Source organism: Suilimivivens sp., from assembly GCF_037359455.1.
Classification (GTDB): Bacteria; Bacillota; Clostridia; order Lachnospirales; family Lachnospiraceae; genus Suilimivivens; species Suilimivivens aceti.
In genome coordinates, this window is record NZ_JAXXXI010000051.1 from 26934 (window position 1) to 40301 (window position 13368).

10 protein-coding genes are annotated in these 13368 nt (G+C 47.9%); all 10 read right to left on the reverse strand.

Annotated features, from left to right (window positions below; translation table 11 throughout):
* Window positions 1-12 precede the first annotated feature (12 nt).
* The 10 genes from WJQ40_RS10750 to WJQ40_RS10795 all read right to left on the reverse strand — a co-directional run bounded on the left by WJQ40_RS10750 (window position 13) and on the right by WJQ40_RS10795 (window position 13359).
* Window positions 13-1329 (reverse strand): nucleotide sugar dehydrogenase, encoded by a 1317-nt coding sequence (locus tag WJQ40_RS10750; protein ID WP_337540097.1) that lies wholly within the window; start codon window positions 1327-1329, stop codon window positions 13-15.
* Between the two features lie 4 nt (window positions 1330-1333).
* Window positions 1334-2425, reverse strand: a complete 1092-nt coding sequence (locus WJQ40_RS10755; protein WP_118797298.1) for a glycosyltransferase family 4 protein — start codon at window positions 2423-2425, stop codon at window positions 1334-1336.
* 1 nt (window position 2426) lies between these two features.
* Window positions 2427-3413 (reverse strand): ATP-grasp domain-containing protein, encoded by a 987-nt coding sequence (locus WJQ40_RS10760; RefSeq protein WP_337405057.1) that lies wholly within the window; start codon window positions 3411-3413, stop codon window positions 2427-2429.
* A gap of 35 nt (window positions 3414-3448) precedes the next feature.
* Complete coding sequence (locus WJQ40_RS10765) at window positions 3449-4411, reverse strand: pyridoxal-phosphate dependent enzyme (protein WP_337405055.1); 963 nt, start codon at window positions 4409-4411, stop codon at window positions 3449-3451.
* Between the two features lies 1 nt (window position 4412).
* A complete protein-coding gene (locus WJQ40_RS10770) occupies window positions 4413-5036 on the reverse strand; it encodes a sugar transferase (RefSeq protein WP_337405054.1) in 624 nt (207 codons plus the stop codon).
* Between the two features lie 16 nt (window positions 5037-5052).
* The gene (locus WJQ40_RS10775) at window positions 5053-6183 is read right to left on the reverse strand and encodes a DegT/DnrJ/EryC1/StrS family aminotransferase (RefSeq protein WP_337540102.1); all 1131 of its coding nucleotides are present in this window, start codon (window positions 6181-6183) and stop codon (window positions 5053-5055) included.
* Window positions 6183-8081 (reverse strand): nucleoside-diphosphate sugar epimerase/dehydratase, encoded by a 1899-nt coding sequence (locus tag WJQ40_RS10780; protein ID WP_337540104.1) that lies wholly within the window; start codon window positions 8079-8081, stop codon window positions 6183-6185. Before WJQ40_RS10780 ends, WJQ40_RS10775 begins: the two co-directional genes overlap by 1 nt.
* Window positions 8082-8111: 30 nt before the next feature.
* A complete protein-coding gene (locus WJQ40_RS10785; RefSeq protein WP_337540106.1) occupies window positions 8112-10631 on the reverse strand; it encodes a hypothetical protein in 2520 nt (839 codons plus the stop codon).
* A gap of 104 nt (window positions 10632-10735) precedes the next feature.
* The gene (locus WJQ40_RS10790; protein ID WP_337540107.1) at window positions 10736-12385 is read right to left on the reverse strand and encodes a DUF6020 family protein; all 1650 of its coding nucleotides are present in this window, start codon (window positions 12383-12385) and stop codon (window positions 10736-10738) included.
* On the reverse strand, window positions 12382-13359 hold the full coding sequence (locus WJQ40_RS10795) for a glycosyltransferase family 2 protein (RefSeq protein ID WP_337540110.1): 978 nt from the start codon (window positions 13357-13359) through the stop codon (window positions 12382-12384). Before WJQ40_RS10795 ends, WJQ40_RS10790 begins: the two co-directional genes overlap by 4 nt.
* Window positions 13360-13368: the final 9 nt, after the last annotated feature.

Sequence of the window (13368 nt, forward strand, 5' to 3'; positions counted from 1 at the left end):
CTTTTCTGTCTCTTACAGTCTCCAGTAAATATAATCATCTGTCAGATATTCTTTTCTGTCATAGATTCCCTTGATATCACTGAATACCTTCTTCTGATGTGCCGGATTAAAGAAGCTGCTGATCGTCTTCTTATCCAGGGAAAGGAACTGCTTATGGGCAACTGCCACGACCACAGCATCCATATTCTTCACATCATCCATGGTATTGAAGGTAATGCCATACAGACGCTTTGCCTCATCTGCATCTGCTGCAGGATCTACGACAACAGGGGTAATTCCATACTCCTGCAGTTCTTTATAAATATCAATCACCTTGGTATTTCTCGTATCCGGACAGTTCTCCTTGAAGGTAAATCCGAGGATAGCCACCTTGGCTCCCTTAACCGGGATGTCTGCCTTGATCAGGTTCTTTACCAGTGATTCCGCCACATATTTACCCATATCATCATTGATCCGGCGTCCGGACAGGATGATCTGGGAATGGTAGCCAAGCTCCTCTGCCTTATAGGTCAGATAGTAGGGATCTACGCCGATGCAGTGTCCGCCTACAAGACCCGGCTGGAACTTCAGGAAGTTCCACTTGGTTCCTGCTGCTTCCAGTACAGACTTGGTATCAATTCCCATCTTGTTAAAGATAATGGAAAGCTCATTCATGAAAGCGATATTGATATCTCTCTGGCTGTTCTCAATGACCTTTGCAGCCTCTGCTACCTTAATGGATTCCGCACGGTGTACGCCGGCTTCTACAACAAGCTCATATACCTTGGCAACAGTATCCAGTGTTTCTTCATCCATACCGGATACGATCTTGGTGATGGTCTCCAGCCTGTGCACCTTGTCACCGGGATTGATACGCTCCGGTGAATAACCGATTTTGAAATCTACGCCGCACTTAAGGCCGGATTCCTTCTCAAGGATCGGCACGCAGATATCCTCGGTAACACCAGGATATACCGTAGATTCAAATACCACTATAGAACCCTTCTGCAGATTCTGTCCAAGGATCCTGCTGGCTCCTTCTACCGGTGTCAGATCCGGTGTATGATCGGGGTTGACCGGTGTGGGAACGGCTACAATATGGAACTTTGCTTCCTTCAGTTTGGAAGGATCTGCCGTAAATTCCACGGTTGTATTTTTGATCACCTCACCGCCCACTTCGTTGGTAGGATCCACGCCCGCCTTGTATAATTCGATCTTCTTTTCATTCAGGTCAAAGCCTACTACCTTGATCTTTCTGGCAAAAGCCACGGCAATGGGCATTCCCACATAGCCAAGTCCAACAAGGGAAAGCTTTTCTTCCCCACTTAACAGCTTTTCATATAAATCCATTCCTTTATCCTCTTTTCTCAAGTATCGTGTTTATTTCCTGAAGGTAGGCATCTGCCACCTTTTCTCTGTCAAATTCACGTTCCATCTTTTCTCTGGCTTTTCGTCCCATTTCTGCACGTTTTCCCAACGGGAGAGCAAGGAACTTCTCCAGTGCCCGGATCAGATCTTCACTGTCTTCTTTCCGGCATCCAAAGCCTGTCACACCTTCCTCGAAGACTTCCTTACAGCCGCTGACTGTAGTTGTGATCACAGGTCTTCCGGTTGCGGAAGCCTCCATCAGCACATTGCTCATGCCTTCATGATAGCTGGGAAGCACCAGTGCAGAAGCCTTCGCCAGATAGCCATGCACATCAGGATCAAAAGGAAGCAGTCTGATACAGCCCTCTTTTTCTGCTTTCTGCAGCTTTTCCTCATAGTCCTCATCAGGATATCCAAGAAGCCAGAACTGTGTTTTCTCACTATGAAGGGCTTCTGCTGCGGCAAGCAGCTCCTCAATCCCCTTTTCCCGCATCATGCGGCCCACATACAGAAAAACAGTCGTATCTCCTTCCGGGTAAGGCTCCATGGTATGCCGTTTCAGGTTCACACCGGAACCGGAAACCAGCTTTGTCTGCTTTCCTCTGATATGATAGTTTTCAAAGATCTGTCTGTTTTCTTCGTTCTGAAAAAAGATACATTCCGCCTTTTTCAGTGCTGTGCGGTACATGGCAACGATCATGTGAAGGAACAATCCCTTTTTTTCAAAGCTGCTGCCAAGTCCTGTCACTGTCTCCACATAGGGCACTCTGGCCATCCGGCTGCAGAAGCCGCCGTAAATATTCGGTTTGATCGTATAGGTCAGCACCAAATCCGGTTTTTCATCCTGGATCAGCCTCCGGTAGGATAAGAGAAGGGAAATATCCTCCTTCGGGTTCACGCCACGGCGGTTGATCGCCGTATGGATCACCCTGCATCCTTCCTCTGCAAGTTCCCTGGTCCTGACATCATCCGGCAGGCTGACCACTACTTCATAGCTTTTTAAGAGTCTGAGTACCAGCTCGTTTCTGAAGTCGTACAGTCCTCCTGAGGAATTGGCAAGTATCAGTATTTTTTTCATATCAGCCTTCCACGATTTCTTCATCCTTCAGACGGACAATGGCAACCTCATTGTATTTCATCATACAGATGCCTTCTTCATACTGTCCGATCGTAACAGAATTCTCTTCTCCTGCCAGATTGGCAATAACCTGAGCAGGCATATTCACACCGCTCTCATAGGCATGAGGATATCCGCCGCCAAAACGGGGATTCACCTCGGAGATATAATACACGCCATTTATTTTGAAAATATCAATATCTATCATACCACAAAATCCGCACTTTTCCACAAAATTCTGTATCATAGTGAAAAGCTCCGGATCTTTAAAGGACACGGATTTGTCGGTTTCGCCAGCCCGCATCTTGATCTTCTTTTTCACAAAGATAGAGGTGCATTTACCGGAAATCATATCAATATACACATCAGCGCCATATTCCTGTCCGTCCATAAATTCCTGGATCATCAGATTATCATATAAATGGAACAGCACCCGGATCTCCTCATCACTGGACACTTTATTGATATTGATGCTGGCACTGCCCTTCACTGGCTTTACAAAAACCGGATAGGAGATCAGACCGGCCTCTTTGTCACGGAAAAAGCTTTCCAGATCCACATAGCATCTGCCGGTAGGAATATTCATTTCCTGTAACAGCTTATACATACGATACTTGTCAAAGCAGGTCTCTACAAGATCATAGGGGGATATGATAGGAGTTGTTCCAACCGCAAGGAATTTTTCTCTTTCCTTTGCTAAAAGGCTCAGCTCCGGATCGATCAGGGAAAAGACGCCGTCAATACTCTCCTTTTTACAGATCTCAAGGATCTGATCCAGATATCCCGGTGCCGTGATCCTGGGTACCAGATAAAAGGCATCCGCCTCATACACAGCCGGTGCCAGATTGGAACAGTCTGTAGCGATGACTTTGCCCTCTGCACCCACATTTTCCTTGAAATACTGCACAACCTTATTTCTCGTTCCTGCACTCAAGATCAAAATATTCATATGAAAAATCCTTTCCTGTATCGGTATCACTTTTCTTATCTTCTTCCGGTCTTCAGAAGCAGGTCAAAATACAGCGGTGTCCCGCCTGTGTGAATGAAGAGCACGTTTTTGTCTTTGATGTCATGCTCCTTCAGAAAAGCACACATGCCGTAAAATGCTTTTCCCACATAAGTGGTATCCAGGGGGATCCCTTCCCGTTCCATAACACGGTCTATCAGGGAAAGTACTTCCCCGCTGTAGTTTCCATATCCGTCAAACCGGTACTCATCCGTAAACAGAAGGGCATCCTCCCGGTACAGCTCTGCAAAACGCTCTCCCAGATATTCCCGGATGCTGTCCTTTACTACCGTGCGGCCTCTACCCTGTTCCCTGGCAATGCTGATGCCAACAATCTGTCTGTCTCTGTCCCCGTTAAGAAGCTGTCCGCATACAAGTCCTGCCTGGGTAGCGCCGGTTCCGGATGCGTGGAAAATATAGTCAAAATAGATCCCGTTTTCCTTTTCATAGGCACAGATTTCCCGGTAAGCCTTCACATAGCTTTCCGTACCGGGTCTGCCATGTCCTCCGCCTATAATAAAATAGGGATGCTTTCCTTCCCTTCTGTAGGCTGCTTTCCGGTTTTCTATGGTCTCTGCTACTTTTGTTACCGGGCAGGTCTCGATCACTGCCCCAAGCTGCTCCACAAAAGCAGTGTTATACAGTCTCTCCCGGTTTTCCTCCGGCGAGATCACATGACAGGCAAGTCCCATAGAGGCTGCCATATTCGCTATGATCCGGCAGTGATTGGAGCTGTTACTGCCATAGGTCATCACTACATCCGTATCACTGTTTTTGATTTCCCTGTAAAATTCCGCCGCTTTCCTTACCTTGTTTCCTCCAAAGCTGAAGGGCAGCATATCATCCCGTTTTATATAAAAATGGTTATCACCATAGTCACCTGACAACGGTACAACCGGTGTAACCGGAAGTGGTTTTTCAAAAAGTGTGATTTCCTTCAAATCAGCCTGCCTGTCCTTTCGATCTGTATTTGTCAAAATCTTCTACGGTCTGCTGATCTCCGGAAAGAGTATCAGAACGTTTCAGAACCTTATAAACTGTCATGCCGATGATCTTAAGATCCATCAGGAAAGTAAGATGATCTACATATTCAATGTCATAGGCAAACCGTGCCTCCCAGCCAAGAGCATTTCTGCCGTTCACCTGCGCCAGTCCGGTCAGTCCCGGACGTACATCATGGCGTCTTCTCTCTTCCTTTGTATAATAGGGCAGATAACGCACAAGCAGAGGGCGCGGCCCGATCAGGCTCATATCTCCTTTAAAGATATTGAACAGCTCCGGCAGCTCATCCAGGCTCGTGGATCGTAGAAGCTTTCCAAATCTGGTAAGTCTTACTTCATCTGGAAGGAGTTCTCCCTTTTCATCCCTTGCATCCGTCATGGTACGAAATTTGTACAGCTTAAAGATCTTTTCCTTCCTGCCCGGTCTTTCCTGGGTAAACAATACCGGAGAACCCAGCTTGCACCGTACCAGGATCCACAGGATCAGAAGCAGGGGAGAAAGGATCAGCAGCCCTGCGCCGGAAATGATGATATCTAACAGTCTTTTTATCCACTTTCGGTACATACTTTCCTCCTGCAGACTATTTTCCGAAGCATCCTCTGACGATCCGGATAATACGATCCATATCTTCATCCGTGTTCTTGATATCGCTTGGCAGACAGAAGCCTCTGTCAAAAATATCCGCAGCTACGCTGCAGCCGTCCTTTTCGGTGACGTAATCATATTCTGCAAAAACCGGCTGTAAATGCAGGGGCTTCCAGATCGGCCTTGATTCAATATTTTCTGCTGCCAGCGCATCCATGATCTGATCCGGTGTCACACTGCATCCCTTTTCAATGGTCACACAGGAAAGCCAGCAGTTGGCATCTCCCTTTTCATTCATGGGGTTCATGGTAAGCTCCGGAATATCCGCAAAGGCTTCCTTATAAGCCGCATAGATCTTCTTTTTCAGTGCCTTATGCTCTTCCAGATGCAGGAGCTGTCCTCTGCCGATCCCTGCAGTGATATTGCTCATGCGATAATTGTATCCGATCTGGGAATGCTGATAGTATCTGGCAGGATCCCTTGCCTGGGTAGCCAGGAAGGTAGCCTTCTTCGTGATCGCTTCCTCATCTGATACCAGCATGCCGCCGCCGGATGTGGTGATGATCTTATTGCCGTTAAAGGAATAAATACCGATCTTTCCGAAGGTTCCGGTCTGCTTTCCTTCATAGGTACTGCTTAAGGACTCTGCCGCATCTTCTACGAGAGGTACCTGATAGCGGTTACAGATCTCCATGATCTCGGAAAGCTTTGCCGGTGTACCATAAAGATGTACCACGATCACAGCCTTGGGCTTTCCATAGGTCTTAAAGGCCTTTTCCAGTGCTGCCGGTGACATATTCCAGGTATCCTCTTCACTGTCGATAAAGATGGGTGCTGCCTTTTCATAAACGATAGGGTTACAGGTTGCACTGAAGGTCAGTGTTGGTGCAAACACAAAATCTCCCTCACCAACCCCAAGGATACGGAGCGCCAGATGAATGGCTGCTGTCCCTGCACTCAGGGCAGAGGTATGGGCTGCTCCGGTATAAGCCTCCATCTCTTTTTCAAAGGCATTTACATTGGGTCCAAGAGGCGCTACCCAGTTGGTATCGAAGGCCTCCTGAATAAATTTCTGTTCTTCTCCATGCATGGTAGGACTGGATAAATAGATCTTCTTGTTCTCCATCAGTTTCCGCTTCCTTTCTTTGCATCTTCCTTTTTAAAATGATAGGTCGGCACAATCCGCTGTACCATTTCCCTGATATCCTGGTCTTCACTGACAGAAGCATCCTTCAAATGCTTAAGCTGTACAAAGAACTCCTCTTCGTTGATTTCAATAGGCTTACCAATATGAATCAGCTTATTGGAGGTCTCCTTCATGCCCTCTTCTGCCATCAGAAGCTCTTCATAGAGCTTCTCTCCTGGACGAAGTCCTGTAAATTCAATCTTGATATCCTCATCCACACGGTATCCGGAGAGCCGGATCAGGTTCTTTGCCAGATCCAGGATCTTCACCGGCTTTCCCATATCAAGAACAAAGATCTCACCGCCCTTTGCAAAGGCCCCTGCCTGCAGTACCAGGGAAACTGCTTCCGGGATCGTCATAAAGTAACGAATGATATTGGGGTCTGTTACCGTAACAGGTCCTCCTGCCGCAATCTGCTTCTTAAACAGCGGAATCACACTGCCGTTGCTTCCAAGAACATTGCCGAAGCGAACCGCTACAAATTCCGTATCATAGTGCCGGTTAAAGGTCTGGATGATCATTTCACAGATCCTCTTGCTGGCTCCCATGATATTCGTGGGATTGACCGCCTTGTCTGTAGAGATCATGACAAATCTCCTGACACCGTTCATGGCTGCCGCCTGTGCTGTTTTAAAGGTGCCAAATACGTTATTCTTAATGGCCTCGTTGGGGCTTGTCTCCATCAGAGGCACGTGCTTATGTGCTGCTGCATGATATACGATCTCCGGCTTATAATGCTCAAAGATCCAGTTCATCCGGTTGGTATTGCGCACGGAGGCAATGAGCACCACCAGGTTTAAATCCGGGTAGGTACCAAGAAGCTCCTGCTGGATATCATAGGCACTGTTCTCGTAAATATCCACGATGATCAGCATGGAAGGCTTATGGCTTGCGATCTGTCTGCAGATCTCACTGCCGATCGAGCCGCCGCCCCCGGTAACAAGGATCCTCTTTCCCTGAACATATCCAAGGATCGAGTTCAGATCTACCTCAATGGGATCTCTTCCAAGCAGATCCTCTACCTCTACGTCCCGCAGCTTGCTGACACTGACTTCTCCGTTTACAAGCTGGTACATGCCGGGCAGGGAGCGGAGCTTACAGTTTGTCTCCTTACAGATATCCAGGATTTCAGAGAGCTCTTTCCTGGAAATAGAGGGCATAGCCACGATGATCTCATCAATATTATAAATATCGGCACACTCCATGATTCTGTCCCGGCCGCCGACGACCTTGATACCCTGGATAAACCGTCCCCATTTTCCCTTGTCATCATCAATGATACAACGGATGACCATGGTGGAAAAGTTGCTGTTTACAATTTCCTTAATAATGGCATTTCCGGCTTCTCCGGCACCGATCACCATAACGGCAATGCTGTTGTTCTTATTCTGCTGCTTATGCTTCAGGCTTCGTAAAAACCGATAGGAAAACCGACTGACAAAGATGAAGCTGATCAGCAGGAACATATACAGGAAATAATAGCTGGAAGGAACCGCCTGCTCTCCCTTTATCCTGAAGAACTGGATGCCGATGCTGTAACAGATCGTAGAAAGCACGCTGGCGATCACCAGGTTCTGGAGCTCTGTTTCTCCGGCAAACACCCACATGCTGGAGTACATCCGGAACAGATACAGGATCAGAATCGTGATCAGTACATTCAGTGGCAGGAACCGGTTGACCGGTGCCAGAAAATGTCCCGGGATCTCTGTCAGTTCAAAATTATAACGGATCAGGATCGCCAGATAGCTGCAGGCAATGACACTGATAATATCGTAGATCAGCAGAAAGGTTCTTCTATATAATTTTTTGACGTTAAAAACTTTTTTATCCTTTTTCATATCCTTTTCACGATAAACCTTCACTTCCGGTTATTTGGCAGCCTGCTTTTCCATGAAGAAAAGGGGCGTGATGACCAGCATCAGCAGATATCCACAGGGATTGGACAGATGATAGATCCACTCCACAATACCCGCTACTGCTACTGCCACTGTGATCACTGCAGGCAGCGCTGCATAGGTGATCGTTTTCTTCTGCTTTCCATAGTAAATCAGGGAAGCCACAAGGGTTGCTGCCCCGACCAGGACAAACACGATACCCACAGGGATACCATGATCATAGGCTACCTGCAGATAAATATCATGGGCATGGGTCGCGATCTCGCCATCCTCAAGCACGGCTCCCATTTCCTCATGTCCTGTCATATTGAGCTGCTCTATATAGGAACGGTAGATGTCAACTCTGCCGTTGGTATAATCATTATCCTCCGGAATATCCACCGGATTTCCATTTTCATCCAGCTCGCCTGCACTGGCAAGCAGAAGCTCACTGCCCTTTGCCGGGTAAAGATCATCTACAGACGGCACATAATTAAGCGATGCCACCTGCTTCTGATGGGTTCTCTGATATTCTTTGATCTCCCCGTATATGTCAAAGGTTCCCTCCGGAATACCGAAGATCTTTTCGCAGAAAACATCAATAAAACGGCCCACTCTCATGAAATTCTTGGAATCCGCATGACGTCCTCTCATCACATCCTCCGGACAATACATGGAATACTCGATCTCATACAGATAGGGTTCACTGACAAGCGCCGGGATATTCCTCTGCAGGGTAAAGGTCACAGGCAGAAGAACGATCACGGAAAGGACTAACAGTCCAAGGTTCTTTCCTATATTGAGAAGTCTTGCTTTTCCCTTTCCTGCTGCAATCAGGATCAGGGCAAAGAGCACCGTGGCTCCCACTGCAAAGTAGGCAGTCCTTGCCATAGTAAATATCATATAGGAAGAAACTACCCCGAAGAAGCTAAGCTCCTTCCAGATATCTCTCAGCTTTCTCGTTTTGGTCAGCTTGGTAAGAAGCAGTACTGCTGCCACGCACTCGATCATGGTCAGATATGTCGCCGTGATGGTGACCGTATGGAAAATATGGGTATATCTCGCATTCCGGAAGGTCACATAGGGTCTGTGGAGCAGGCAGTAGCCTGTCGCCAGTACAAACTGCAGGACAGCGCCACGCAGTACATTGGTCAGGAAGCGTTCCTTATGCTCCCACATCCCATAATTCAGATACAGCAGCGTAAAGGCTGCCGCCATGACAACTGTCCACCATCTGCCGTTCCTGAAAATAATGATCAGGGCAAAGAAAACAAGAAGCAGGGCACTGTACCATACATTTGGCTTTGCCAGCTTCTTCTGGCAGAGTGCGATCACCGTCCGGATCACGATAAAGCCAAGCAGAATGGCGATCCATACCGTATATTTCAGTACCTGTCTGTTCAGGTCATCCATGTCCTCTGTCAGATGTGCCTGATAGTAGGAACGACCTGCAATCCCTGCTGCCACCAGATAGATCAGGTTATATACCCGGAAAATATCCTTCAGCCTGAACATGGCGATCACAGAAAGAGCAAACCAGATCATTTCCTTCCGCTCTGCCACAGCATGGTGGATATCATAAAGACCGCTCATATATTCACAGCAGGCTGCCAGTGCCCCTGCAATACAGATGGACTGGAGCAGATCTCCTGCATGACTCTTCAGATAATCTGCCGTGATCACAGGGTTCTGTCCCTCTCTGCTGTGGTTGATCCCATAGAACAGGATCACTGAAAGGAAAAGAATACTGATCACAAATACTGTATTATCCAGTGCATAGTGACTAAAGGTACCCCGGAACGTTACAATTAATGCTGCAAGGGTTCCTGCTGCGACCAAAGGGTTCATCACCGTCTTAAAGGCCTTTTCCACAGTGATCAGCTTATCTTCCCGGTTCCGGTAGATTCCCTTTACCAGAAGCAGAAGAAGTGCTGCCACTATAATGATCGCTGCGCCGCAGACCAGCATACCCATCTTGCGGAGCGGCATGCCATAGTCATAATCTGCCACAAGGCTCATGCCATCCATGGATGCATCCTGATAATACAGCTCCCCAAGGAACGGCATATCTGTCATGGCTGCCGGAACCGACATGACCTGAATCTCTGACTGGTCTCCCTGTACAATGATATAGTAAAGTGCATTGACTTCCATATCTACATCGATCTCCACCTCCTGATAGCCGGGAAGTGCAGCCTCGTCAATATCCACCTTTTCCTCGCAGACCTGCTGCCAGTCCTTGTCAAGGATCCTGACATAGAAATCACTGCCCTGTGCATCTGCTCCCAGATAAAGGTGCAGGGTGTTCATATGGTCATACTGGGCGGCAATGGTCTGCATGACCATGCTCTCCTCATTCACTGTATATGCCTGCATCTCTTCTGCAGGGGATCCTACGGAGGTTGTAACGGTTTCTTTAAAAATGCGGAGCGGCCATATGGAGAGCAGCAGAATCGCTGCGATGATCACGATCACTGCCTGTATAGCTCTGCTCTGATATATTGTCTTGTTCATCTGTCCTCTTATCTGCAGCCGGAGGCTGCCTTAAAATCATGGGTAGTATAACACAGATACCCCCATTTATCAAACCTGCCGGAAATTCCGGCATCGTCCTTTTCTCATTTTTCTGCTGCTTTTCTTTCTGATTTTCTGCACAGCTCCCACAAAAGCACCGGCAGAAGCACCCACAGAAAGACCACATACCTGACAAGGTAGGTCGGACCAAGCAGTACAGTCAGGAAAAGCAGTCCCGGAAACAGGAATGGCCACAGCTTCCTGTCCTGTCCTGTATACCAGAAAAAGCAAAGGACAAAGGTCCACAGAAAAAACATTGCTCCCGGTGACAGAACCAGCGATAAAAGCGGAATCTCCTGTGCCCTTTCATCAAGGGAAAGGAAACGGTAAGCCCTGTCGACCAGCGGGATCAGGCTCTTTCTCTCTCCCGGCTCCTCTACCTCATAGCCAAAATAGGAGCTTCCTTCATAAGTAAACGTAAACACGGTATTTCCTTTATACACATCAATGACTGCCCCGGGATACCAGAATCCATAGGAGGTCATAAACCAGGCATTGAGATACCCGAAGGGATGCTCCCTGAAAAGATCAGACCAGAGCCTTCTGTACTTTCCCTTATCAGCTTCATAAGCTTCATTATCAAAGTCCACCTTGACCGGATCAGAAACCTTGGGATTGTAGCGCTTCAATGCCTCCTCCGGCAGGATCTCAAACAGCGTCTCCTTCTGCTGCTCTGTCAGGGTGTCACCTTCCATACTGTACACCCTGGCAAGCTGCTGGATCGGAACTGTCAGGATCTCCTGATTTTCACTGTCATCAGCATGCAGTACAAGGGCAAAGCCTTTGTTGACCACAAGGAATGCAAGCATGGCGCCTGCACATAACAGCAGCATTTTCTTTCTGTAGGGCTTCCATTCTGCCTTGAGAAAAAGCAGAGCCAGGAGCACCACGAATACAAAAAAGGCATAAAAGCCGTTGTTCCTAAGGAGCATCATCAGGCAGCTGGAAAGAAACAGGCATGCGCAGTGCCCCTTCTTCTGAAAAAAGCCTGCCGGATCCCGGAAGAATGCACACAGCATCAATACCATCAAAAGCACCATGCCGGTAAATAATCCATCCTTGGCCGAGCAGAGGGAAAACATGACGATCGTAGGAAACCCTCCAAAATAAGCCAGTAAGAGAATACCTCCCCTTCTTCCCATGCCTTCTTCCTTAAGCTTCCGGATCCCGTATCCGAAGATCAGGGACAGCGCTGCCATCTGCAGCAGTGTGTAGCAGGCAATTCCTGCATTATATGAGCCTGTCAGCTTATGGATGAGCTGTACTGTACCTCCCATCAGAAGTACGTGAAACAGCGGATGATGGGTGGAGAAGCTGCGGGTAATGACCTGCATCAGTTCATCCTGTGCATCATATACGAAAAATCCCGGGTATACACCAAGGAATACGATCAGATAGCAGAGGAAAATTATGCCTGCATATAAAAATGTCATGCGGCCTGCCGGATCCTGTCTGATCTGCTGTCCTGTCTCATGCTCTAGACCTTTTGGCAGCAATCTCTTCTGAAGCTGGTTCATAATTACTGTCAGAGCCGCCGAAAGCAGAATACCAAGGATCAGGATCGTAATCCATAGCCTGCCATCCCTGTAGGCTATGCTGCCTTCTTTTTCAAGGCTGTGTCCAAAGACAAGACAGACCGCATACACAAATCCCGGTATAGCTGGAATTATTTTCTTTTTCAGATCCACATTCATTCCTCTGTGTCTTCCTTTGTTAGATCCGCCTGTTCCCAGGCTTCTTTTCCTACGACCTCACGGATCACAAACTGTGGGGAGCTGTTCATGGAAATATAGACCCGTCCCATATATTCGCCAACAAGCCCGAGCATCAACATGAGCATACCGCCCATAAATACGATCACCGACATCAGTGCACTGAAGCCGGTCACCAGTCCCGGGGGCTGGATAAATATCTTCTTGATGATCGTGTAGATACCATACAGGAATCCGCAGACTGCACAGACTACTCCGGCTGCCGTGGCGATCCTGAGAGGCTTTACACTAAATGCCGTAAAGCCGTTAAACCAGAGTGCCATCAGCTTTTTCATCGTATAACCGGATTCTCCTGCCTGCCTGTCTCTGTGGTTCACATCCACATTTACGATATTTTTTGTTGTGCGGAGCACAAGTCCGATCACATACGGATAGGAATTTTCATAATGCAGCATTTCCTCCACAACAAACCTCCTTGCTGCGAAGTAGCTGGATACATACAGATCCTTTGGCTTTCCCAGCATGACTCTCGTCATAAGCTCATTAACCCTGCTGCCAAAATTCCGGAATCCGGAGTGATGCTTATGTGCGTATCTGGCATAGGCTACATCTGCACCATCCTCGATCGCACGGATCAGCCTGTCAGCCTCACAGGCCGGTGTCTGTCCGTCATCATCCAGACAGATCACGATATCCCCGCTGACATGGTGGAACCCTGCCATCAGAGCCGCATGCTGCCCAAAATTCTTTGCCAGGCTGATCCCGGTAATTCTCTTATTTTCCCTGCATAGCTGTCTGATCGTTTCAAAGGTATCGTCCGGGGAACAGTCATTGATCAGTACGATCTCATGTCTGTAGTCCAGAAGCTTCTGCATCGTCTCCTCGATCTCTGCCACAACTCCCGGCAGCGTTTTCGACGAACGGTAGCAGGGAATCACAAAACTGATTTTTTTCATGCCCTATGC